Origin of the sequence: Maritimibacter sp. 55A14, from assembly GCF_003122205.1 — a bacterium.
In the GTDB taxonomy this organism is placed as follows: domain Bacteria; phylum Pseudomonadota; class Alphaproteobacteria; order Rhodobacterales; family Rhodobacteraceae; genus QEYE01.
The window spans coordinates 23,942-46,876 of the sequence record NZ_QEYE01000022.1; the positions used below are offsets into that span (position 1 = coordinate 23,942).

The 22,935-nt window shown below is 64.6% G+C and carries 19 protein-coding genes; 6 read left to right on the plus strand and 13 right to left on the minus strand.

Going from position 1 to position 22,935, the window contains the following annotated elements:
• Nucleotides 1-68 precede the first annotated feature (68 nt).
• Nucleotides 69-977 carry a LysR family transcriptional regulator gene (locus DDZ14_RS15825; protein ID WP_109425954.1) on the minus strand — a complete coding sequence of 303 codons (909 nt, stop codon included), beginning with the start codon at nucleotides 975-977 and terminating at the stop codon, nucleotides 69-71.
• 397 nt (nucleotides 978-1,374) lie between these two features.
• On the opposite strand from DDZ14_RS15825, the gene DDZ14_RS15830 reads away from it, so the two are divergent.
• Entirely contained in the window at nucleotides 1,375-2,142 is a 768-nt protein-coding gene (locus DDZ14_RS15830) for a type II CAAX prenyl endopeptidase Rce1 family protein (RefSeq protein ID WP_109425955.1), read from the plus strand.
• Between the two features lie 284 nt (nucleotides 2,143-2,426).
• Here the strand turns inward: DDZ14_RS15830 and DDZ14_RS15835 are convergent, their stop codons facing one another.
• The 10 genes from DDZ14_RS15835 to DDZ14_RS15880 form a co-directional block, all read right to left on the minus strand.
• On the minus strand, nucleotides 2,427-3,941 hold the full coding sequence (locus DDZ14_RS15835) for a SpoVR family protein (RefSeq protein WP_109425956.1): 1,515 nt from the start codon (nucleotides 3,939-3,941) through the stop codon (nucleotides 2,427-2,429).
• Nucleotides 3,934-5,253 (minus strand): YeaH/YhbH family protein, encoded by a 1,320-nt coding sequence (locus DDZ14_RS15840; protein ID WP_109425957.1) that lies wholly within the window; start codon nucleotides 5,251-5,253, stop codon nucleotides 3,934-3,936. The genes DDZ14_RS15835 and DDZ14_RS15840 overlap by 8 nt, the downstream gene beginning before the upstream one ends.
• Before the next feature lie 23 nt (nucleotides 5,254-5,276).
• Complete coding sequence (locus DDZ14_RS15845) at nucleotides 5,277-7,211, minus strand: PrkA family serine protein kinase (RefSeq protein ID WP_109425958.1); 1,935 nt, start codon at nucleotides 7,209-7,211, stop codon at nucleotides 5,277-5,279.
• A 255-nt stretch (nucleotides 7,212-7,466) separates the two neighbouring features.
• Nucleotides 7,467-8,735 (minus strand): lipopolysaccharide biosynthesis protein, encoded by a 1,269-nt coding sequence (locus DDZ14_RS15850; protein WP_109425959.1) that lies wholly within the window; start codon nucleotides 8,733-8,735, stop codon nucleotides 7,467-7,469.
• 30 nt (nucleotides 8,736-8,765) lie between these two features.
• Nucleotides 8,766-9,314: a glycosyltransferase gene (locus DDZ14_RS15855; protein ID WP_109425960.1), complete on the minus strand. Its 549-nt coding sequence runs from the start codon at nucleotides 9,312-9,314 to the stop codon at nucleotides 8,766-8,768.
• Between the two features lie 244 nt (nucleotides 9,315-9,558).
• A complete protein-coding gene (locus tag DDZ14_RS15860; RefSeq protein WP_109425961.1) occupies nucleotides 9,559-10,785 on the minus strand; it encodes a class I SAM-dependent RNA methyltransferase in 1,227 nt (408 codons plus the stop codon).
• Nucleotides 10,782-12,626 (minus strand): ABC transporter ATP-binding protein, encoded by a 1,845-nt coding sequence (locus DDZ14_RS15865; protein ID WP_109425962.1) that lies wholly within the window; start codon nucleotides 12,624-12,626, stop codon nucleotides 10,782-10,784. Before DDZ14_RS15865 ends, DDZ14_RS15860 begins: the two co-directional genes overlap by 4 nt.
• A 183-nt stretch (nucleotides 12,627-12,809) precedes the next feature.
• Nucleotides 12,810-13,964, minus strand: a complete 1,155-nt coding sequence (locus DDZ14_RS15870; protein ID WP_233252615.1) for a CCA tRNA nucleotidyltransferase — start codon at nucleotides 13,962-13,964, stop codon at nucleotides 12,810-12,812.
• Entirely contained in the window at nucleotides 13,961-14,563 is a 603-nt protein-coding gene (locus DDZ14_RS15875) for a CoA pyrophosphatase (RefSeq protein WP_109425964.1), read from the minus strand. Before DDZ14_RS15875 ends, DDZ14_RS15870 begins: the two co-directional genes overlap by 4 nt.
• The gene (locus tag DDZ14_RS15880; protein WP_109425965.1) at nucleotides 14,550-15,566 is read right to left on the minus strand and encodes an Hsp33 family molecular chaperone HslO; all 1,017 of its coding nucleotides are present in this window, start codon (nucleotides 15,564-15,566) and stop codon (nucleotides 14,550-14,552) included. The genes DDZ14_RS15875 and DDZ14_RS15880 overlap by 14 nt, the downstream gene beginning before the upstream one ends.
• Nucleotides 15,567-15,653: 87 nt before the next feature.
• On the opposite strand from DDZ14_RS15880, the gene DDZ14_RS15885 reads away from it, so the two are divergent.
• Nucleotides 15,654-16,094 carry an NUDIX hydrolase gene (locus DDZ14_RS15885; RefSeq protein ID WP_109425966.1) on the plus strand — a complete coding sequence of 147 codons (441 nt, stop codon included), beginning with the start codon at nucleotides 15,654-15,656 and terminating at the stop codon, nucleotides 16,092-16,094.
• Here the strand turns inward: DDZ14_RS15885 and DDZ14_RS15890 are convergent.
• Nucleotides 16,089-17,372: a PP2C family protein-serine/threonine phosphatase gene (locus DDZ14_RS15890; protein ID WP_233252616.1), complete on the minus strand. Its 1,284-nt coding sequence runs from the start codon at nucleotides 17,370-17,372 to the stop codon at nucleotides 16,089-16,091. The genes DDZ14_RS15885 and DDZ14_RS15890 overlap by 6 nt on opposite strands.
• Before the next feature lie 164 nt (nucleotides 17,373-17,536).
• Between DDZ14_RS15890 and DDZ14_RS15895 the strand changes: the two genes are divergently transcribed.
• Nucleotides 17,537-17,875 (plus strand): Hpt domain-containing protein, encoded by a 339-nt coding sequence (locus DDZ14_RS15895; protein ID WP_109425967.1) that lies wholly within the window; start codon nucleotides 17,537-17,539, stop codon nucleotides 17,873-17,875.
• A gap of 15 nt (nucleotides 17,876-17,890) precedes the next feature.
• Here the strand turns inward: DDZ14_RS15895 and ilvA are convergent, their stop codons facing one another.
• Nucleotides 17,891-19,159, minus strand: a complete 1,269-nt coding sequence (gene ilvA, locus DDZ14_RS15900; RefSeq protein ID WP_109425985.1) for a threonine ammonia-lyase IlvA — start codon at nucleotides 19,157-19,159, stop codon at nucleotides 17,891-17,893.
• 148 nt (nucleotides 19,160-19,307) lie between these two features.
• On the opposite strand from ilvA, the gene DDZ14_RS15905 reads away from it, so the two are divergent.
• The 3 genes from DDZ14_RS15905 to DDZ14_RS15915 all read left to right on the plus strand — a co-directional run bounded on the left by DDZ14_RS15905 (nucleotide 19,308) and on the right by DDZ14_RS15915 (nucleotide 22,820).
• Nucleotides 19,308-20,375 carry a transporter substrate-binding domain-containing protein gene (locus DDZ14_RS15905; protein WP_158275543.1) on the plus strand — a complete coding sequence of 356 codons (1,068 nt, stop codon included), beginning with the start codon at nucleotides 19,308-19,310 and terminating at the stop codon, nucleotides 20,373-20,375.
• Between the two features lie 78 nt (nucleotides 20,376-20,453).
• Nucleotides 20,454-21,677, plus strand: a complete 1,224-nt coding sequence (locus tag DDZ14_RS15910) for an argininosuccinate synthase (RefSeq protein WP_109425969.1) — start codon at nucleotides 20,454-20,456, stop codon at nucleotides 21,675-21,677.
• Between the two features lie 165 nt (nucleotides 21,678-21,842).
• Nucleotides 21,843-22,820 carry a Hint domain-containing protein gene (locus DDZ14_RS15915; RefSeq protein ID WP_109425970.1) on the plus strand — a complete coding sequence of 326 codons (978 nt, stop codon included), beginning with the start codon at nucleotides 21,843-21,845 and terminating at the stop codon, nucleotides 22,818-22,820.
• The last annotated feature ends 115 nt before the right edge of the window (nucleotides 22,821-22,935 follow it).

Sequence of the window (22,935 nt, forward strand, 5' to 3'; positions counted from 1 at the left end):
AGGAGGAACTGACATTATCGCAAATACAATTATCAGAACGCAAGCTATCTGATAAACAGATACCGAGTTTATCGTGCGTTTACCTCGTGCTGAGCCTGCGCGACGGCGACAAACTCGCGTGCTGCCGCGGAAATCGGCGATCCGCGCCGCCAGACGAGGCCCACCTGAACGACTGGAAGGGCGCCGGACACATCGCGGCTGTGAATCCGGTCGCCTTCCAGTGACCAGGGGCGGTAAACGAGATCAGGCAGCAGCGCCACGCCGGCCCCTGTCGCGACAAGCGATCGCACCGCTTCGACCGACCGGGTGCGGAAGGCGATGCGCGGCCGCTCGCCGAAGGCCGAGAGCAGTTTGACCGCCTCCTGTTCCATCTCGTCGACATCCAGAACGATGAGCTGTTCGCCGGCCACATCGGACAGCGTGATGCTCTGCTGACGGTTCAGATGGTGGTCGACGGGCAACCACAGGCGAAACGGCGACACCTCGAGGATCTCGGATTGGAGTGCTTGCGCGTCGCGCAGATTGGTCGTGACCATCACGGCCACGTCGAGTTCGCCACCGATGATCAGGTGCTCCAGATACTCCCCGGTATCCTCGATCGCGGTCACGTCGACGTCAGGATTGAGCCTGCGGTATCGTGACAGAACGTCAGACAACACGTAACCGGCCGTCAGCGAGGTCACCCCGAGATTGAGCCGCCCAGTGACCCGTTGCGATCCGGCGGATACGACGCGGGTCGCGTTCGACACTTCCGCGAGGATCGAGATCGCGTGGCGCAGGAATTGCTGGCCTTCGGGCGTTGTCGTCATGCCCCGCGGGTGGCGAATGAAAAGCATCACGCCGAGACAGGCTTCCAGTTCCTTGATCGCTTCGGTCACGGCGCTTTGCGAGATCGACACGGCATGGGCCGCCTTGCTGACCGACCCCTGGTGTGCGGCGGCGACGAAATAGCGAAGCTGTTTGAGAGTGAGGGACATGGCGAGGTGATCTGCTTCGTCCGGGGAAGAAAATGCCGCCAACCGGCAGACAGACCGGCACGGGAGATTGGCATGAGCGATTTTTCAACTGATCGAAAACCTTTTAGGCCACCGCGAGCCACAGGCCAACCTGTTTCGGGTTTCCCAGCGGTCGATAACAACTGCACCATGGCGCATTCGACGCCGTTGGAGCATGAGCCATCCCTCTCATCCGGTCTGGGCAGTCCTCGGCTCCCTTGGCGCGCCACTGCCTGTGCCTGACGCTGCGCGGCCGCAAGTCCGGTCCGAGCCCGGAGCCGAAAAGTCTCGGTTGTAGCGCCAGCCACTGAATTGACATGGCTCAGTGCACCCGGAAGCATGTGCCACTATTCAGAATTTGGCGAACAGAGAGGGCGCAATGATTGCCGCAGACGGTCGACGGATTGCGTGGGGCGTGGGCCTTTGGGTGCTGTGGACGCTCGCAACGTGGTGGTTAGAGGGCAGGATCGGAACGTTCGCGCGGCCTGACGCGGTCGCGGACAGGCTCCTTTACACGGGTGTGGCGAATGTCCTGATCGGGATCGTTGGTGCAGCACTCCTGCTGCGTTTCCTTACGGGCGGCGATTCCCAAAGACGAAGACACGCGGGGTTCGCATCACTCGGCCGAACGGTGGCCTGGGTGCCGTTGGGAGCGGCGCTCGGCCTTGGGTTCCTTTTCGCGCAGGGCGCACCTTCGACCGCCCCCGTGGTTCTGCTGAATGCTTACTCCCAAGTCCTTGTCGTCTCGATAGCGGAAGTAATGGTCTGTTGGTCGATTATGGCGGGAACGATTGCGCGGGGTATCAATGCCAGAATGTGGGTCGCCCTTCCCATTGCCGCGATGGTCGCGAGCCTTATGTTCGGCGCCTATCACTTCGCTCATAGCCCGCCGTTCAACACGGTTGGGATGGTGGCCTTTCTAAGTTTGATCGGCCTCCTGACCAGCGCGATGTTTTTCCTCTCAAAGGACGTCTATGCGACAATCATCTTTCACACCTTCCTTGGCGTCGTTGGCGTTGTTCAGGCGTTGGCCGAGCAGAGCAAACTCGAAATATTCCAAATGGTACAGGCGCCGCTGGTTGGCACGGCGCTCGTGGCGCTTGTGGTGCTGATCCTCGCGGACGTTTTCATCGTCCGTCGCTCTTGACAACCTTGGTCGTGGCAAATGGGACCGCTGCCTACTGCCAAACGAGGTGACCGGACAGGCCACTCCGACTCGCGTTGCCGCTATCCAAGTCAGAAATGCTGCACGATGCGCGAGCGGCAGAAATAGGGAGGCCGCATTGCGGCGACAGGTGACCCGATCAATGGCGGGTGTTCGTCGCGGTCGTCGGGGGGCAGGTCACATCATCTGACCGTTTTCGCTCAAGGATGCTGGGCCGATGCCCAATATCCTGCTTCCATCGGGTATCTTATGTCAGGTGGCGAGCACTAGGAAGGTCGGGCAGAGCAGCCGTCACTATCCGAATCATCGATCATGACCTCGTATCCCCAAAGGCGCCGGAGATTGGTCAGGGTCATCTCGCGCGTTTTCTCATCCAGCGGAATTCCGTGACGTTTAAAATGCCGGAGCTGCAGGCATCGGTCCCCAAGAAGGTCCACGTCGATAACCTGGATGTCCGGATCCATCATGGACACGCTGACGTTATGCGACAAGGCTTCCTGGACCTTCCGGTAGCCGTGTTCGTCATGGATCGCGTTCACGGTGTAATAGGGATCGTCCTCCTCATCGACGAGCGAGAACAGCCGCAGCCGGCGTATGACATTGGGGCTCAGGAATTGCTGGACAAAACTCTCGTCGCGATAGCTCGCCCATGCGTCCTTGAGCACATTGCGCCAGTCCCGAGACCCGGCGATATCGGGGAACCATTCGCGATCTTCCTCGGTCGGTGCGTCGCAGATTCGCCTGATGTCCTGCATGATGGCGAACCCGATGGCGTAGGGGTTGAGACCGGTAAATCGGGGATCGTCAAAATCGGGCTGGGTCAGAACGTTGGTGTGGTTGTGCAGGATTTCCAGCATGGCGCCGTCGGTGATCTGGCCGGCCTCATGCAGGGCTTGAATGATGTGGTAATGCACGAAACAGGCGCAGCCCTCATTCATCACCTTGGTCTGGCGTTGCGGATAGAAATACTGGGCAATGTTCCGCACGATACGCAGTATCTCGCGTTCCCACGGTTTCAGAATTGGACTGTGGGTTTCGATGAAATAGAGCAGGTTCTCCTCCGGCAGCCCCATCTCGCGCTTGCGCGCCTGGGCTTCCTCGTTGATCTGTGCCGAGGGGCGGGCTCGGTCGAGCGTCTCCCACAGGTAATACACCGCCCGTTCCTCTTCTGCCTGCCGCTCGCGGCGGCGCCTGCTTTCGTCCCGCAGCGACAGTTCGACCGGGCGCCGGTGGCGAAAGACGCTCGACGGCATCAGCGAGTGCGCGGCATCGAGCAGCTTTTCGACGTCCTGCTCGCCATGTTTCTCCTCGCATCGCGCTATGAAGTTGCGCGCATATTCGAGGTAATCGAGGATACCTCCGGCATCGCTCCATTGCCGGAACAGGTGGTTATTCTTGAAAAAATGATTATGGCCAAAGCCGGCATGCGCGATCACCAGCGCCTGCAAGGCCATCGTATTGTCCTCCAGGCAATAACTGATGCAGGGGTTGGAATTGATAACGATCTCGTAGGCAAGACCGCGGGCGCCCTTGCGATAGAGCTGATCCTCGCGCAGGAAATGCTTGCCGAAGGACCAGTGCCTATACATCAGCGGCATGCCATTGGACGAATAGGCATCGAGCATCTGCTCCGACGAGATGATCTCGATCTGGTTGGTGTACAGATTGAGCCCGAGGTCGTCGAGCGCGACCCGTTCGATCGCGTCATGTGCGCGGTGCAGCGCATCGAAATCCCATTCGGCCCCGTCGAAGAGGAGTTCGCCGCGTCTCACATCAGCCATGACCGGATCCCTCCGGCTGTTTTTCAAAGAGTTCGCGGAACACCGGATAGATATCCGCGGGGCCGGCGATGCGCTTCATCGCGAACTGCTGCCAACGCTTCGAGAGGCCCCGGTAGGCACGCCACAGTTCCATGCCGTTGGCCTCGCTGGACAATAGCCGAGCCTCATCCTCGTCGACGATCTCGATATACGCGAAATACTGGCAGAGCCGCATCAGATCCGTATCGAGGATCTCGGCACAGTTCTCGGAGTCGCCGGTGTAGTTCTCGCCATCCGAGACCTGTGCAGCGTAGATGTTCCAATCCGATGGCGAATAGCGGTCCTTGATGACTTCCTTCATTTTGGTCAGCGCTGAACTGACCACCGTTCCCCCGGTTTCGCGCGAATGAAAGAACGTGTCCTCGTCCACTTCACTCGCGGTCTGGGTGTGGCGGATGAAGACAAGGTCTATCTTGTCGTAACGCCGCCGGAGAAACAGGTGGAGCAGAACGTAGAACCGCTTGGCCAGGTCCTTTTCGCGCTGCCCCATCGAGGCGGAGACGTCCATGAGGCAGAACATGACTGCATTAGCGGTCGGCTCGGGATCCTGAGTGAAGTGCCTGTAGCGGATATCGAGCGGATCGACGAAAGGAACCAGCCTGCGGCGCTGCAGAATCTTCTTCAGCTGCTCTTCTACATCCTCGAGCTCGGCCTGCTGCTCCGTGGTCGGCGAAGACAGCGCTTCGAGTTCGCGAACGCGTTCGGCGAGATCGAGCATCTTCCTGGTGCCGGGGCGCCCCAGGGCAATACGCCGTCCGAGGGCATTCCGCATCGTCCGTTCGACGCTGAGATTGGCGGGCGTGCCGGTGACTGCGTACCCCCTTCGACGGGGTCGGGTCGAGTGGATTTCCTTGAGGTTCTGCTTGATCAGATCGGGCAGTTCGAGATTTTCGAAGAAGAGATCGAGGAATTCATCGCGCGACAGCACGAACATGAACTCATCCTCGCCCTGACCTTCGGCGGAGCCTTCCCGGCCGCCCTGTCCGGCCCCGGCCTTGGGCTTATCGACGCGGTCGCCAGCCCGGAACGACTTGTTGCCCGGAAGGACGCGCTCCCGCTGGCCGCCTTCGGTCGCATGCTGGAAACTCGGCTCCGAAATGCCGTCCGCCGGAACACTGACCTGCTCTTTCTGATCGACATCCGCGATGGCCCGCCGGCGCACACTCTCCGACACGGCCTGCTTCACGACGCCACGCACCCGCCTTATGAATCGTCGGCGATTGCCGAGACTCTTGTCCTTTGGGTTCAGCCTGCGGTCAATGAAATGGGCCAATCTGCTCGCATCCTCCTTTGGGATCAGCCAGCCTTGTTAACGCGCATGTACCACTCAACAAGCCGCCGGACCTGACGACGGGTGTATCCGCGTTCCATCATCCGGTCGACGAACTCCTCATGCTTGTCGTCAGTCTCCTTGTCGCGCTTGGCGCCGAAACTGATCACCGGAAGCAGATCTTCGATCTGGCCGAACATGCGTTTCTCGATGACCCGGCGTAGCTTTTCGTATTTGCGCCAATCCGGGTTCTTGCCGTCCTGTTCCGCGCGGGCGCGAAGGACGAACTTGACGACTTCATTGCGGAAATCCTTGGGGTTGGCCACACCTGCCGGTTTCTCGATCTTGGCAAGCTCCTGTTCGAGGATTTCCCGGTCGAACATCTGCCCGGTGTCCGGATCCTTGAAATCCAGATCCTCGATCCAAGCATCCGCATATGCGATGTAGCGGTCGAAGAGGTTCTGTCCATAATCCGTATAGGATTCGAGATAAGCCTTCTGGATTTCGTTGCCAATGAACTCGGCATAGCGGGGCGAAAGCTCGTCCTTGATGAAGCCCAGGAGACGTCCTTCCGTCTCTTCGTCGAACTGTTCCCGTTTGACCGTCTGTTCGAGCACGTAGAGCAGGTGCACCGGATCGGCGGCAATCTCCTCGGTATCGTGGTTGAAGGTCTCCGCCAGCACCTTGAAGGCGAAGCGGGTCGATATGCCGGTCATGCCCTCGTCACCGGCGGCGGCATCGCGATACTCCTGCACGGAGCGCACCTTGGGATCCGTGTCTTTCAGCGTTTCGCCATCATAGACCCGGAGCTTGGAATAGATCGGCGAGTTCTCATGCTCACGCAGCCGCGTCAGAACACTGAAACGTCCGAGGGTCTCCAGCGTCTCGGGGGCGCAGGACGCGTCGCGCAGGGTACTTTCCCGCAGGAGCTTGTCGTAAATCTGCGTCTCTTCGGTAGCCCGCAAGCAATATGGCATCTTCACGACGCTGATCCGGTCGAGAAACGCCTCGTTGTTCTTGTTGTTCTTGAACTGACGCCATTCTGCCTCGTTGGAGTGGGCCACGATGATCCCCTGGTACGGAAACGCGCCGATATTCTCGGTGCCGATATAAGAGCTTTCCTGCGTTGCCGTGAGCAACGGGTGCAGCACCTTGATCGGCGCCTTGAACATCTCGACGAATTCCATCAGGCCCTGCGTCGTTCGGTTCAGTGCGCCGGAATAGCTGTAGGCGTCCGGGTCGTTCTGGCTGAATTCCTCGAGCTTGCGAATATCGAGCTTGCCGACCAGGGAGGAAACGTCCTGGTTGTTCTCGTCCCCGGGTTCCGTCTTGGCGATGCAGATCTGGCGCAGTTGCGAAGGAAAAAGCTTGGCGACCGAGAATTTGGATATGTCGCCCTCGTACTCCTTCAACCGCTTGATGGCCCAGGGCGACGTCAGACCGGTCAGAAGCCGTTTCGGGATATCGTATTTGTTTTCCAGGACGTCGCCCATCCGCTCGCGGTCGAAAAGACCGAGAGGCGACTCGAAGACCGGGCTGATCTCGTCGCCCGCCTTGAGCACGTAGATCGGCTGTTGCTCCATGAGCCGCTTCAGAATCTCCGCCAACGTGGACTTGCCGCCACCGACGGGACCGAGAAGATAGAGGATCTGCTTGCTTTCCTCGAGTCCCTGGCTGGCATGGCGGAAGAACCCGACGATGCGTTCGACCGTTTCCTCGATACCGTAAAGACCGCGGAACGGTTCGTAGCGCTTGATGGTCCGGTTGAGGAAGATCCGGCCCAGCCTCTGATCCTGACTGGTGTCGACGAGTTCCGGCTCGCCGATGGCCGCAACCATCCTCTCGGTCGGCGTCGCCCGCATCATCGGGTCTTCGCGGCAGCCCAGGAGGTAATCCTGCAGGCTCATCTCGACGATGTTGGTGCGCTCATATCCTTTTGCAAACTGGTCGAAGATGTCCATCTCTGCTCACTCCTGCTCTGGTCGGTCTCGGTCCGTGCGTCGGCTGTCCAATCTCTGGTCATCGTACCACGAACATGCCCATCATTAATATGGGGCTGTACCCGAGGTGTTTCTATTCAATATATGTTTATTGTGTTCGTTCAGTGGCTTGTCTGACCATGCCGGATTTGCTCAGCTTGGGGCTGGCGGGGGGTGATGTGCTACGTCCGGTTCCCGCTGTCGCTCACGCAGGCGTCTGCATTCCGACGGCCAGCTTCAGCGATCGCTGGCGCTCATGGGAACAAGAGCACATCCAATCAGAATGACTGCACGCACGCTCCAGCCCAAGGCCGCAGCAATCAATGCGCCGGACGCCCCCGATGCGCGCACCATGGGTGGCAGCGCCAACAACAGTATCAACGCCCCCGACCATCCGGCAACCATGCCGGGCCATCTGCGCCCTTGCGCGACGAGAATCTGCCCGAACCCGACCGGCAGGATCGTCATGCCGCCCACGAGCAGGGCCAGAGGCAAAAGCGCCCCCGCCGGAGCAAATTCCACCCCCAGCAGGCTGTCGATAACCGGAATCCCGAAAGCCCGCGCCGCGACGATCGCGATACCGAAGGCGGCGACTGCGCCGAATGCGACACCTATCGCATACAGGCGGAGTCGCGGGTCGCCCTTGGCTGACGCGCGGCCGACCACAGGCAGCGCGGCGGCCAGTATTCCTTGCACACACATGACCGCGAGTGTGGCGAGCTGTGTCGCCAAACCGATCTGGCCGACGATCTTCAGATTGTCCGTGACATAGCGGGTGAGGATCAGGGGCATCGCGGCGAGGACGGCCACGCTTGTCGCGGCCAGCGCCAACACGGCCCCTTGCTTCAGAACCGTTCGCAACTCCGCCCTGTCGATGTGCAGTCTGATCGCGACTTGCCGGGACAGTGCGGGCAGGGACAGGGCCGCTTCCGCAAGCCACGAGACCGCGTGGATGACAAGCAAGGTGAACACCCCCGCCCCGAGCCAAAGGCTGACCAGCCCGGCGCAAACCTCAAGTACCCGCAGCGCGGCGGCCAGTCCGAACGCCGTATGGTTTCGTTCCAGCCCCAGAAAGGCGGATCGCGACCAATGCACCAGCCCACGCCCGATCAGCGCGGGCAGCGCAATCAGAAGCGCAAGGCGCGACAGCGCGTGGCCTTCGACCGTAAGGGCATAAAGCGCCATGGTCAGGGCGGCGAAAACGACCAGCCCGAGCCGCAGCAGGAAGGTCGTGCCAAGGAAGGCCCCGGAGGCCCGATCCCGCCCAAGCCGCAGGGGGATAAGGGTCTCGAGACCGAACCCCGTCAGCATGACGGCGAAAACGTAGCTCGTGGTCGCGAAGCTCCAGACGCCATAGAGTTCGGGCCCCAGCCACCGGGCGATGAGCAGCGCATAAAGCCCGCGAAGCCCGGCTTCGGTCCAGTGCGTGGCGGTCAGAAGCGCCCCGTTCCGCAGAATGGACGCGACCCCCGGATACCGCTGCTGGAAAGGTGCGAAAAAGGCCATGCTCTTCCTTCAGGGAATCTCCAGGCGAGGTCAAACGCAGATACCAGCCCTTGGGAGCCGATATTCGCTGCGAAACAGGTCGGCATGGGCCTCCGTATCGAGAACGATGCGATCGGCCGCGCGGCAGGCCAACCATTCCCAGGCCCTCAGGACAAACGCTGCCGGATGCCGCGGCGACACCATGCGGCGATCGTTTATCACCGTATCGTACAGGGAAAGGAATGCATCCCAGACGACCGGCGTCCCGCGTAGGCTGGCGAATGGCCAGAGTAACAAAACGTCTAGATGCCCAAGATATCCGACCACAACGACATCGGGTCTGGGCGCGCGGAGAAACCGCCAGATAAGCTGGGGATATGCTGCTCCCCAACGGATGCCTCGTTTCAACGCATCGATTTTACCCAAGACGGATTTGTCCTCTGCGCCTTCCCAGACGGGAGCATGGATTTCCGTTAGAGACGCTCCTGAGCGCCGAAGAGCCTCCAGCAGTAGCCGCGTGCGTGGTTTGCCGAGATCATAGGTTCCCCAAATCAAGACATTCAGCGGCTGATGTTCGGAACTGGACAATTCGTTCGGCATTTCCGTGCATGGACAGATCACTGGTCTTTTACTGTGCCAGCATCGTGAGCGTCCAAGCAATTCCCACGCGATCGCGCCGACTGATGCGCGAGAGCCTCAATGAACCGTTGACGTGCCTACCGGTCCTGAACCGCCGGATGATGGAGTTTCCCGGCTGTGCTCACCATGACGGGCCCGCAAGTGCCTTCAACGTCTCCGAGGTGTCCATGCGCAAGAGCGCCGCGCCGAACAGGATGACTGCAGATCAGGCCCTCTTATGGCCGCGCGTCAGCAGCGCCACAAGTTCCACATGCGGAGACCAGCGGAACTGATCCACCACCTGCACCCAGTCGAGGCGGAAGCCCGCCTCCGAGAGCACTCTCGCGTCGCGCGCGAAACTCGCCGGATTGCAGGATACGGCCGCGATCCGCGCGATATCCGATGCCGCGAGCGCCCGCATCTGCGCCTCGGCGCCGGCGCGCGGCGGGTCGATCACGACCGCACCGCAACCCGCAAGCTCCGCCGGCAGCAGCGGGTCGCGGAAGAGATCCCGCGTCTCGGCTGTCACGGGCCTGAGCCCCGCGCCATGCCGCCAGCCCGCATCGAGCGCGGCGGTCAGCGCGGCATCGCCCTCCACCGCATGCACCTCCGCCTGCGCGGCGAGCGGCAGGCTGAACGTGCCGCAACCCGCGAATAGGTCGAGCACCCGCGCCGCGCCCCCCACGGCTTCGGTCACTGCGGCGGTCAGCGCCGCCTCGCCCTGCGCGGTGGCCTGCAGGAAGGCGCCGGGCGGCGGCACCACGGCGACGCCGCCGAAATGGACGACCGGCGGGCGGCGTTCGGCGACCAGTTCGCCGTTCCAGCTCAGCCGGGCGAGATCGGCCTCCTCCGCCCCGGCGGCCAGGGCCGCGCGCAAGGCCAGATCGGCGGGCTTGCCGCCGGTCACCGCCATGTCGACGCCGCCTTCGGTCGCGGTCACGGCAAAGCCGAGCTCCCCCTTGCGGGAGCCGCCGACCTGCACCAGCCGCTCGCAAAACGGGAGCACGGCCAGCAGGTGGGAATGCAGGACCCGGCAGAAGGGCACCGCCACGAGCGTCTCCGAAGCGCGGCCGTGGAAGCCCACGATCGCGCCCTTTTTGGTCCGCCGCCCGGCCAGCACCGCGCGCCTGCGGCTGCCAGGCGGCGAAATTGCGATGGGGCGCAGCGGCGCCTCCAGCCCCTGCGCGGCCAGCGCGGCGCGCAGGACGTCCTGCTTCCAGTCCGCCACGAAATCATCTGCAGCGTGCTGCACCGCGCAGGCCCCGCAGCCGTTGTAATGCGGGCAAGTGGGGCGCACCCGCAGGGGCGAGGGCGTGAGAATGCGCGGCGCGAGCATCCGGCCGTCCTCGACCACGCCCTCGACCACTTCGCCCGGAAGGGCGCGCGGCACGAAGACCGGGCCGTCGCCCACCCCGTCGCCCAGATGGCCAAGCCGTTCCACCGTCACTTTCACTGTGCAGCCTCGCCCACACCGATGAACCCGCCCGATTGGCGCGCCCAGAAGCGCGCATAGGCGCCGCCGCGGTCCAGAAGTTCCGCATGGCGGCCTTCCTCGACGATCCGGCCCTCCTCCAGCACAACGATCCGGTCGAGCGCCGCGATGGTCGACAGGCGGTGCGCGATGGCGATCACCGTCTTGCCCTCCATCAACCTGTAGAGCGTGTCCTGCACGGCGGCCTCGACCTCGGAATCGAGTGCGGATGTCGCCTCGTCCAGCACCAGGATCGGCGCATCCTTAAGGATCACCCGCGCCAGCGCCACGCGCTGCCGCTGCCCGCCCGACAGCTTCACGCCCCGCTCGCCGACATGGGCGTCGTAGCCACAGCGGCCTTGTGCGTCGCGCAGACCGGGTATGAAGTCATGCGCCTCGGCGCGCCGGGCGGCCTCGATCATCTCCGTCTCGCTGGCCTCGGGGCGGCCATAGAGGATGTTGTCGCGGACCGAGCGATGCATCAGGGTGCTCTCCTGCGTGACCATGCCGATCTGCCGGCGCAGGCTGTCCTGCGTCACCGCCGCGATGTCCTGCCCGTCGATCAGGATGCGTCCGGCTTCGCAGTCATGGAAGCGCAGCAGGAGCTTCACCAGCGTCGACTTGCCCGCGCCGGAGCGCCCGACGATACCGACCTTCTCGCCCGGCGCGATGGTCAGGCTGATGTCATCCAGACCGCCGGCGCCGCGGCCGTAATGGTGGCTGACACGCTCAACCCGGATCTCGCCCGCGCGCACCGCCAACTCGCCCGCGCCGGCCCGGTCGGTCAGCGCGATGGGCTGTGCGATCGTCTCCATCCCCTCGGCCACGACTCCGAGCTGGCGGAAGAAGGACGAAAGCGCCCACATGATCCAGCCGGTCATTCCGTTGAGCCGCAGCGCCAGCGCCGCCGCCGCGGCGACGATCCCGGCAGAGGCGGCGCCCTGCGACCAGAGCGCCATTGCCCAACCCACGACCCCGACGATCAGGAAGCCGTTGATCAGCGTCAACGTGACATCCATGATCGTATAGAGCCGCATCTCGGCGGAGAATGTGCGCCGCGCGTCCTCGATTGCCTCGCGCGCGAAGGCCAGTTCCCGGTCGTGATGGGCAAAAAGCTTGACCTGGTCGATATTGGTGTAGCTGTCCACGACCCGCCCGGTCACGCGCGAGCGCGCATCGGCGGCGGCCTTGGAAGCCGGACCGACGCGCCGGACCGTCCACATGACGAGACCGAAATAGAGCAGCAGCCAGACGCCCAGCGGCACCGCGAGCCTCAGATCGGCATCCCCCAGCAGGATCAGAGCGCCGATCACATAGGCCACCGCGAAGGTCAGCGCGTCGAAAAGCTGGAACACCGCCTCGCCCGCCGCCGGCGGGGTCTGCATGATGCGCCCGGCGATGCGGCCTGCGAAATCGTTTTCGAACCAGCCGACCGACTGGCGCAGCACCTGGTTATGCGCCCGCCAGCGGAAAAGCGTGCCGTAATTGGGCAGGATCGCGTTGTTGAGGACCGCCGTGCCGATCCCCTGGATCACCGGGCGCAGGATCAGGATGAAGACCGCGATGCCGATCAGTTCCGGCCCGTGCCGCGACAGGACCTCGGACGGGCTGCCCGCGCCCATCAGGTCCACAACCCGGCCCATGTAGAAGATCAGCCCGACCTCGACCAGCGCCACGACGAGCGACAGAATCCCCGCCACCGCGAAGACCCGGTGGAAGGGGCGCGACCATGCGCGCATGAAGGGCCAGAGCCGCCGTGGCGGCGTATCCGTCGCGTCATGGGCGACATAGGGATCGACCAGGTTTTCGAAATAGCGGAACATGCGGGCGGCCTGCGGCTTGGGTCTGCGCAAGGATATAGCCCCGCGCCACGGCAAAGGCCATGTCGCGCGGGCTCAGCCCGCCGGAAGCAGCACCACCGGCAGCGCGATCAGCCGGGCCATGCCGCGGCCCGGCGGAAAGCGGTCAGCAATCGTGAGGCAACACGCACGCGCCCTGCCCGGCTGTCAATCCTTCCCGGCCAGAAGTTCCGCGCGCGTCAGCGTGAAATCCGAGGCGATCCAGGCCTCTTCCAGCCACTTCAGCCTTTCGCCGAGTTCCGGGCCATCGAGCCCCGGCATCAGGTCGCGCGCGGCAACCGGGAAGGTCGCGGCGGCCCCGCGCGCGGCCTGCGCCGCGGCGTCGGCGGGCAACGGCGTCTCCAGCAGCGCGGCGCGCAGCAGCGCGATATCGAGCGCGGCCTCCGCCCCGTGGCGATAGCCGAGCGCCGCCACCGTGTCGGAACTGCCCGCGCACGTGCGCAGCAGCGCAACCCGGCGGGCGTCTTTGCGGCTCAGCCGCAGGTTGTCCGGCGCGCCGCCCAGCGCCGCCAGGCGCCGGCGCCAGTCGGCCGCGATACCCGCCGCGCCTTCGCAATGGACCAGCAGCGGCAGCGCGCGCGGATCGGCACCGGGCAGGATCCGCGCCAGTATCCCCGCCTGCGCCATTGCCGCGACGCCCGGCGCCGGGTCCGGCGCGGCCAGGAGTTTCGACAGTTCCGCCCCCACCCGTTCGCGCGAGAGGCTGTCAAGCCCCCCGGCCAGTTCGGCGCAGGCGGCCAGGCCGTCACGGTCGAGCCCTGCCTCCGCATCGCCGTACCAGGCGTGGAAGCGGAAGAAGCGCAGGATGCGCAGGTAATCCTCGCGAATGCGCGCCGCCGGGTCGTCGATGAAGCGGACACGCCGCGCGTTGAGGTCGGCCAGCCCGCCCAGCGGGTCGATCACCGTGCCGTCGGCGCGCGCGTAAAGCGCGTTCATGGTGAAATCCCGCCGGTGCGCGTCGTCCGACAGTTCATCGGCAAAGGCGACCACCGCGCGGCGGCCATCGGTTTCCACATCGTGGCGGAAGGTCGTCACCTCGTAGCCCGTCCCGTCCGCGACCACGGTCACCGTGCCATGCTCGACCCCGGTCGGCACGGGCCTGAGCCCCGCCGCCCGCGCCAGGGCCATGACCCGTTCCGGGCGCGCATCCGTGGCGATGTCCACATCCGACACCGGCTCCCCCAGCAGGGCGTTGCGCACGCAACCGCCCACCGCCAGCGCCTGATGCCCGCCCGCCTCGAGCATGCCCAGCACCGTCTGGGTCGCGGGCCGTTCCAGCCAGGGGCCGGTCACCCGCGTCACGACCGCACCAGTTCGGCCAGCCCGCGCAGGATGCGCGCGGTCGCCCCCCAGATGTAATAGGGGCCATAGGGCACCGCGTAGTAGCGGCGCCATTCGCCGCGCCAGCGCCGCGCCTCGACACGGTAGCGCGAGGTATCGCAGAGATGCGCGAAAGGCACGTCGAAGACCTCCTCCACCTCGCCGGCTTCGGGCACCGGCTCGAATGGACCGCGCAGCCGGGCCACGAAGGGCATCACGGTGAAGCCTGTCACCGTCTCATGCGGCGCGAGTCTGCCCAGGATATCGACATTGCCGGGATCGAGCCCGATCTCTTCATGCGCCTCGCGCAGCGCGGCGGCCTCCAGGCTTTCGTCGGTGTCGTCGCGCTTGCCACCGGGAAAGGCAATCTGCCCCGGATGGTGCTTGAGATGCGAGGCGCGCTTGGTCAGATAGAGCCGCAGACCGTGGTCCGTCTGCAGGAGCGGCACCAGGACCGCGGCCGGGCGCAGCTTGCGGCCCTCCGGCAGACGCACCGACGGGGTCAGGTCGAAATCCGACGATTGGACGGCCGGGCGGCCCAGCGCGGCGACGACCGGCTCGAAGGGGTCAGCCGTCGTCACCGCTATCCTCCGGGGCGATGCCCTCAAAGCCCAGTTCGGCGGGGTCGAGCACGTAATGCGCGCCGCAGAACTGACAGTCGGCTGTTACCCGACCGTCCTCGGTCGTCATCGTGGCGATGTCCTTGGCCGAATAGATCGACAGGCTCTGGCGCACCTTCTCCTCCGAACAGGTGCAGCCGAAGGCGACGGACTGCGCATCGAAGACCCGCGGAACCTCCTCGTGAAAGAGCCGCACGAGCAGCTCATGCGGGTCAACATGCGGGCCGATCAGCTCGGTTTCCTCCACCGTGTCGAGCAGCATGTTCGCGCGCGCCCAGTGCTCGCCATCCTCGCCGCCCAGAAGATCCTCCGCCGACAGCAGCCCAGCCGCGCCCGAACCGCCCTCACCCGCGCCGGCGGCATGGGGCGACGCCTTGGGCATGTGCTGGAGCATCACGCCGCCGGCGCGCCATGCCTCTGGCCCGCCGGGCGCCTGCGCGCGCGCCATCGACAGCGAGAACCGCGTCGGAAGCTGCTCGGACTGGGCGAAATAGGTCTCAGCGCAGGCCGCCAGCGAGCCACTGGCCAGCGGTGTGATCCCCTGATAGGGCGTCATGCCCTCGCCCTGGTCGATCAGGATCGCGAAATAACCATGGCCGATCTCGCCGAAGGGCCGCGCAGCCTCCATGTCCAGCCGCTCGGCGTCGAAACTGGCCCAGGCGCGCAGCCGCGCGGGCTCGCCTTCGGCGGTAGGGGCGTAGTAGTCGGTGGCGATCAGGCGCAGCGGGCCGTCGCCGCGCACCTGGATCGACAGTTTCCAGCGCAGCTTGATGGTCTGGCCGATCATCGCGGTCAGCATCGCGGCCTCGGCCACCATCGCCTCCACCGGCGCCGGATAGTCGTGCTGGCGCAGCACGCGCTCCAACACGCCGTCCAGCCGTGCGACCCGGCCGCGGACATCCGACCGGTCGAGCTGGAAGGGCAGGACGGTATCGTCCCACGCGATTTTTCGAGTCAGGCTCATGCGGGGGTTTCCTTGGGCATCGCGCGTTGGCATACCGCGTCTATGTAGGCACGGCAACCGCCGGGCCAAGGGCGACGAGGCAGGCGCATGCGGCGTTTCGGGGAAGCGGTCAGGCCGGATATACGCTATGGCGAGCGTCCCGGCGCCTATGCGTTGCTGGAACGCGGCGGGCAGCTTCTGGTCACCCACCAGGCCGAGCCGTCGCCCGAGTACCAGCTTCCCGGCGGCGGTATCGACCCCGGCGAATCACCGCTCCAGGCGCTGCATCGCGAGGTCTTCGAGGAAACCGGCTGGCGCATCGAGCCGCTACGCCGGATGGGTGCCTTCCAACGCTTCACTTACATGCCGGAATACGAACTCTGGGCGCACAAGGTCTGCCATGTCTTCCTGGCACGGCCGGTGCTGCGCCATGGTCCCCCGCGCGAACCCGGTCACACCGCACTCTGGATGACGCCGGGCGAAGCCGCGCGCCATCTGGGCAATCCCGGTGATCGGCATTTCGTGGCGCATGTCTTCGGGGGCTCATGACGCAACCGGCCCGTCGAATTCCAGCAGCAGCGCGGAAAGGTCGTCGGGCAGGTCGTCGGTGCCCGCGATCGCTTGCAATTCTCCCGAGACGATCTTGAGAAACGCGCGCCCAGAAAGGCCGTGATGCCGACGCATGAGCCGCGCCAGCCCCGCCTCCCCGATCATGCCGCCTTCGCCATCGGGGCATTCCGTCACCCCGTCGGAATAGATCAGCAGCCGCTCGCCGGGCGCGAGTTGCAGCGTGAAACTCTCGAACCGGGCATCCGGGATCAGGCCGATGGGCAGGCCGCCATGGCCGAGATAACTCATCTCGCCGCCGATGGCCTGCAAGGCGGGGTGGGGATGGCCCGCCTGCACCACGGTCAGCCGCCCCGTCGGCACCTCGAAAACCGCGAGCAGCAGGGTGAAATAGTGATCGGTGTCCATCTCTGCCATAAATTGCGCGTTGAGCCGGGCGGCAACCTCCTCCGGCGGGCGGGCGGCGTAACCGCCATCCGCGCGGCGCCGCAGCGCGACATTCTGTTCGGGCACGGCGCCGCTCAGCAACCCGGCCAGGCGCGCGGTCATCATCGCCGAGGTGACGCCATGCCCCGAGACGTCGAGCGCGTAGAGCCCGACGCGCCAGCCGTCGATTGGAAAATGGCCGACCAGATCGCCGCCGACATGCCCCGAGGAGCGCAGCATCAGCGAGATGCGCGCGTTGCCGAGATCGTGAAACACTTCTGGAACCAGCGATTCCTGGAGCTTCTTGGCCGCCGTCAGGTCGCGGTCGAGCGCGTCGTAGAGGGTGCGTATCTCCGCCAGCGCGTCGCTGACGATCCGGTTCTTCTCGACCAGTTCGCGCTGCATCTGCAAGATGCGCGCACCGGCCCGGATGCGCGCGTGCAATTCGTCGGCATTGACCGGTTTGGTGAGGAAATCGTCGGCCCCGGCATCGAGGCCCTGAGCGATCGCGTCCTTCCCGCTCTTCGAAGTGAGCAAGATGAAATACCCGTAGCGGTCGCTCCCGAGCGCGCGGAAAGCGCGGCAGAACTCCACCCCGTCCATCCCCGGCATCATCCAGTCGCTGAGCACCAGGTCCACCGGCGTTTCCCGGCAGATCGCGAGCGCCGCGTCGCCGGTTTCGGCCTCCAGCACCTCGACCCCATTGCGCCGCAGCGACGCGGTGAGGATCTTGCGCTGCATCCGGCTGTCATCGGCGACCAGAATGCGCCGGATCGCGGACTCCGCGGTGGGTGGCGGGGCGGCCTCGCCGGTCTTGTGATCTGCTGCTTTCAACCGGGACCTCGTAACTCTGACACAGGGGGCCAGATTTCGCGGGCAAGGTTTAAGATGGCGTGAACATCAGAATGGTGCAGGCTTTACCGCCCGGCGGCTACGACCCGTTAACCTCTGCGCCCTAAGCTCCGGTTCATTGGGGTGACGAGACCACGGAGCGGAGCATGATTGACTGGCAAAGGGTGGATGAATTGCGCAACGATGTCGGGGCAGAGGATTTCGCGGAGGTGATCGAGATATTCCTCGAAGAAGTCGAGGCGGTCATGTCCGACATCCGCCCCGGCGCCGCGCCGGACCGCCTGGGCGAACAGCTTCATTTCCTCAAGGGCAGCGCGCTCAATCTCGGCTTCCGCGGCTTCGCCGAACTCTGCGCAGAGGACGAACGGCGCGCCGCTGCGGGGGGCGCGGTCGATTTGGCCGGGATCGAGCAGATCTACGACGCCTCGCGCGCCGCCTTCCTGTCGGGCACGGGGGCGCGCGCCGCCAACTGCACAAGCGGCTGACCGCGCGCCGCCCGGTCAGATCAGGAACTGCGCCAGAACCTCATCGTCGGTGATGTCCTGGTAGGCGAAGCCGGCCGCATCCATACGGGCAAAAAGGTGGTCAAAACCGCCGGCCTGCCGCGTTTCGATCCCGATCAGGACCGAGCCGAAATTGCGCGCCGATTTCTTCAGGTACTCGAAACGGGCGATGTCGTCGCCCGGCCCGAGCAGCGTCAGGAAATCCTTGAGCGCGCCGGGGCGTTGCGGCAGACGCAGGATGAAATACTTCTTCCGCCCGGTGAAGCGCAGCGCGCGTTCCTTGACCTCCGGCAGGCGTTCGAAATCGAAATTGCCGCCCGAAGTCACGCAGACCACGCGCTTGCCCCGGATCTCGCCCGCCAGGTCGGCCAGCGCATCGACCGACAGCGCACCCGCGGGCTCCAGCACGATGCCCTCGACATTCAGCATCTCGATGATCGTGGCGCAGATCCGGTCCTCCGGCGCGGCGAGCACGCGGGCCGGATCGGTGTCCTTCAACGCCTCGAATGTCCGCGCGCCGACCTGCGCCACCGCCGCCCCGTCCACAAAATTGTCGACACGGCCCAGCTTGACCGGCGCACCCGCCGCGAGCGCCGCCGCCAGGCTGGCCCCGCCGGCGGGTTCCACGAAGCGGATATCGGTGCCCGGCCCCGCCGCGCGCAGATAGGACACCACGCCCGCCGACAGCCCGCCGCCGCCCACGGGCAGCACGATCATGTCCGGTGCCTCGCCCAGTTCCGCGACGATCTCGGCGGCGACGCTGGCCTGGCCCTCGATCACGTCGGCATCGTCGAAGGGCGACAGGAAATGGGCGCCGGCCTCGCGGCAATAGGACTGGGCCGCGGCGAGGGTCTGGTCGAAATAGTCGCCCGTCAACTCGATCCGCACGTTCTCGCCGCCGAATTTCTCGGTCTTGCCGATCTTCTGCTGCGGCGTGGTGACGGGCATGAAGATCACCCCCTCCACCCCAAAGTGGCGGCAGACATAGGCCACGCCCTGCGCGTGATTGCCCGCGCTGGCGCAGACGAATCGCCGCGCTCCGGCGGCATCGGCCATCACCCTGGAGATGGCGTTGAACGCCCCTCGCAGCTTGTAGGAGCGCACCGGCGTCAGGTCTTCGCGCTTGAGCAGGATGTCGGCGCCGAACCGTTCCGACAGGTGGTCGTTGCGGCCCAGCGGCGTGGGCGGGAAGAGTTCGCGCAACGCGGCGGTTGCGGCATCCGCGCGCTCCCGGAAGGCGGCGGGGGAGGGAGAATGATCGGTCATGACCCCTTCCATGCGGCGACACGCCGCCGCCGTAAAGCGGATTTTCCGCACACCATTGGATGCAGGCATGCAACATACCCCGCCGAAACGCCTTCCGCACCGGTGCTGGACAGGCTATCGCAATCAAAACGGACGGAGGGGATCAGTGTTGGCCGGTTTCAGACTTGGATGGATGACCGCCGTTCTGGCGGCGATGCTCTGCGTCTTTCCGGAGGCGGGACCGGCGCAGACGGCAGAGACGCTGCGGGTGGCGACGATCCAACGCGCGCCATTCGCGCTGCGGGAAAACGGCGGCTGGACCGGGTTCAGCATCGAGCTGTGGAAAGCGCTGGGCAATGCACTGGGCGTGACGACAGAATTCACCGAATTCGAGACCTTCCCCGAGATGCTGGCCGCGGTGCAGGCTCAGGATGTCGATGCCGCCGTGGCCAATATCTCGATCACCCATTCGCGCGAGCAAGTGCTTGATTTCTCGCAGCCGATCTACGATTCCGGCCTCCTGATCCTCAAACCGATCAACGACGCGCCCTCGGTGCTGAAGACGGTCCTCAATCCCGACCTGCTGATCTGGCTGGGCAGCGCCTTCCTGTTGCTGATCCTATTCGGCAACCTGATCTGGCTGGTGGAGCGGCGCCATCAGAGCTTTGCCGAGGACGGCTATTCCAAGGGGTTCAGCGAGGGGCTCTGGTGGTCGATCAACGTCGTGACGAATGCCAGTTTCACGATCTTCACCCCCAGGACCTGGGCCGGACGGATGCTGGCCTATTCGCTGATCGTGATCGGCCTTTTCATCGTCTCGGCCTTCGTGGCGCAGATCACTACACAGCTGACGGTGGGGCAGTTGCGCAGCCAGGTCGACAGCTACCAGGATTTGCGCAACAAGCGGGTGGGCACCACCGAAGGATCGACCTCGGCGCGGTTCCTGCAACAGGAAGCCATCGTCCACACGACCTATCCCACAATCGGCGGGATGTTCGCGAAACTGGAATCGGGGGACCTCGACGCGGTGGTGCATGACGCGCCCATTCTCTCCTACTATGCGCAGACCGCGGAAAACGGCGCCTTCACCACGGTCGGTCGGGTGTTCCAGCCCGAGAAATACGGCATCGCCCTTCCCCAGGGCAGCGCGATGCGCGAGGATATCGACCAGGCACTTCTGCTTCTGCGCGAGAACGGCACATACGAGGCGATCCGCCGGCGCTGGTTCGGCAACTGACCGAGGCTTTGTTGCACCGCGCGGGCAAAGGCGCTAATCGCTGTGCGGTGAAATGACCCCAGACAGTCGGAGACGCGCATGTCCGCCCCCAAGAAAGTCGTGCTGGCCTATTCCGGCGGCCTCGATACCTCGATCATCCTGAAATGGCTCCAGACGGAATATGGCTGCGAGGTCGTGACCTTCACCGCCGATCTGGGTCAGGGCGAGGAACTGGAGCCCGCGCGCAAGAAGGCCGAGATGCTGGGCATCAGGCCCGAGAACATCTTCATCGAGGACGTGCGCGAGGAATTCGTGCGCGATTTTGTCTTCCCGATGTTCCGCGCCAACGCGGTCTATGAGGGGCTCTATCTGCTGGGCACCTCCATCGCGCGCCCGCTGATCTCCAAGCGACTGGTCGAGATCGCCGCGGAAACCGGCGCCGACGCGGTGGCGCATGGCGCGACCGGCAAGGGCAACGATCAGGTGCGGTTCGAGCTGGCAGCCTACGCGCTCAACCCCGATATCAAGGTGATCGCCCCCTGGCGGGAATGGGACCTGACCAGCCGCACCAAGCTTCTGGCCTTCGCCGAACAGAACCAGATCCCTATCGCCAGGGACAAGCGCGGCGAGGCGCCCTTTTCGGTCGATGCGAACCTGCTGCACACCTCGTCGGAGGGCAAGGTGCTGGAGAACCCGGCCGAGGACGCGCCCGATTACGTCTATCAGCGCACCGTCAATCCCGAAGACGCACCCGACGCGCCGCAATTCGTCGAGATCACCTTCGAACGCGGCGATGCCGTGGCAATCGACGGCCAGGCCATGACGCCGGCCGAGATCCTGACGCGGCTCAACGAACTGGGCGGCGCGCACGGGATCGGCCGGCTCGACCTGGTGGAGGGCCGCTTCGTCGGCATGAAGTCGCGCGGCATCTACGAGACGCCGGGCGGTACGATCCTGCTGGAGGCGCATCGCGGGATCGAACAGATCACCCTCGACCGCGGCGCGGCGCATCTGAAGGACCAACTGATGCCGCAATATGCCGAACTGATCTATAACGGCTTCTGGTTCTCGCCCGAACGCGAAATGCTTCAGGCGCTGATTGACCGCAGCCAGGACCATGTGACCGGCACGGTGCGCCTGAAACTCTACAAAGGGCTGGCGCGCACCGTGGGGCGTTGGTCGGACCACAGCCTCTATTCGGAGGAGCATGTAACCTTCGAGGACGACGCCGGCGCTTATGACCAGAAGGACGCGGCCGGGTTCATCAAGCTCAACGCCCTGCGGTTGCGCCTGCTTGCGATGCGCAACAGAAAGCTCTCGTGACGCCACCGGAAGGGGAATTCCGGCCCGGAATTCCTCGGTCTCCGGAGTATTAACAGATTATCATCACTATTCTGCCGAAATGATGACAGCGGGCCGGATTATGTCTTTCCGACATCCGCCGGAAGAGAGTGTTTCGAGTGGTTACGAGGTAACGGGCCCAGCATCATGGTTACGCGCACAGTCACCATCTACGAAGTTCCCAACAGCTATGTCAGCAGTGGGGGCACGGTTGTCGTGCTGAACAGCTACACGCTGAGCTTCGAGGACGATGACGGCTTCCTGGACGCCACGCAGGGCGCCGACAGCGGCGCGGCGCAGGTTCTCACGTCCGATGCCGGGGCGATCACAGATTACGAGTTCTTCTTCGACGACTCGGTCCGGATCGACGGCAGCGCCGAAACGGTCAAGACCTTCCAGCTTACGATCAACGGCACGACGCGGTCCTTCATCATGAACGACACGGGCGACTCGATCCCCGGCGCCTCGACCGGATCGACCGTGCAGCTCAGCACTTTCAGCAATTACACCGCGGTGGACTACAACGACATTCCCTGTCTCGCGGAAGGTACGCATATCACGACCGAGGACGGCGAGATTGCGGTGGAGGACCTGCGCGTCGGCTCGATGGTGCGCACGCTCGACAATGGCTACCAGCCGCTGCGCTGGGTGGGCTCGGTTCACCTGACGCAGCGCCAGCTTCTGGCGCAGCGCAAATTCGCGCCGGTCTGCATTGCGCCGGGCGCGCTGGGTCCGGACCTGCCGCGCCGCGCGCTCGTCGTCTCGCCGCAGCACCGCATCCTGCTCGACGGATGGGAGATGGAGCTGCATTTTGGCTGTGACGAGGCCCTGGCCCCCGCGCTCAGCCTGATCGGGCGACCCGGCATATCCGGCTCCGTCCCGACCGGGGGGATCACCTATTACCACCTGCTCTTCGACCGGCATGAGATCATATTCGCCGAAGGGCTTGCAACCGAGAGCTTCTATGTCGGCGACACGATCCGCGCCGGGATGGACGGCGAACAACTCGCCGAGATACTGGAACTTTTCCCGCAGCTCGGGCGCCAGTACGGGCCGCTGTCGGAAACCGCGCGGATGGTCTTGCGCTCGCAGGAAGTCGGCGCGCTCTACAGCGAATTCCACTGATCGGGGGCCTCCCGGCGGCCACGTCCTGAAAGCTGAACCGAAGCGGTCACGATGGCTCTTGCGGGCATTGGGACACTCGGAGACGAGCCGCGGGATGGCGATCCGGCCAGTGGGC

Bases quoted from the DNA above. Each gene is read 5' to 3' on its own strand.
- ilvA (WP_109425985.1), bottom strand. From the start codon at position 19,159: ATGACCGATCATTCTCCCTCCCCCGCCGCCTTCCGGGAGCGCGCGGAT.
- DDZ14_RS15835 (WP_109425956.1), bottom strand. From the start codon at position 3,941: ATGGCTGATGTGAGACGCGGCGAACTCCTCTTCGACGGGGCCGAATGG.
- DDZ14_RS15850 (WP_109425959.1), bottom strand. From the start codon at position 8,735: ATGGCCTTTTTCGCACCTTTCCAGCAGCGGTATCCGGGGGTCGCGTCC.
- DDZ14_RS15865 (WP_109425962.1), bottom strand. From the start codon at position 12,626: ATGTTCCGCTATTTCGAAAACCTGGTCGATCCCTATGTCGCCCATGAC.
- DDZ14_RS15830 (WP_109425955.1), top strand. From the start codon at position 1,375: ATGATTGCCGCAGACGGTCGACGGATTGCGTGGGGCGTGGGCCTTTGG.
- DDZ14_RS15895 (WP_109425967.1), top strand. From the start codon at position 17,537: ATGATTGACTGGCAAAGGGTGGATGAATTGCGCAACGATGTCGGGGCA.
- DDZ14_RS15880 (WP_109425965.1), bottom strand. From the start codon at position 15,566: ATGAGCCTGACTCGAAAAATCGCGTGGGACGATACCGTCCTGCCCTTC.
- DDZ14_RS15855 (WP_109425960.1), bottom strand. From the start codon at position 9,314: ATGCCGAACGAATTGTCCAGTTCCGAACATCAGCCGCTGAATGTCTTG.
- DDZ14_RS15825 (WP_109425954.1), bottom strand. From the start codon at position 977: ATGTCCCTCACTCTCAAACAGCTTCGCTATTTCGTCGCCGCCGCACAC.
- DDZ14_RS15910 (WP_109425969.1), top strand. From the start codon at position 20,454: ATGTCCGCCCCCAAGAAAGTCGTGCTGGCCTATTCCGGCGGCCTCGAT.
- DDZ14_RS15885 (WP_109425966.1), top strand. From the start codon at position 15,654: ATGCGGCGTTTCGGGGAAGCGGTCAGGCCGGATATACGCTATGGCGAG.
- DDZ14_RS15845 (WP_109425958.1), bottom strand. From the start codon at position 7,211: ATGGACATCTTCGACCAGTTTGCAAAAGGATATGAGCGCACCAACATC.
- DDZ14_RS15915 (WP_109425970.1), top strand. From the start codon at position 21,843: ATGGTTACGCGCACAGTCACCATCTACGAAGTTCCCAACAGCTATGTC.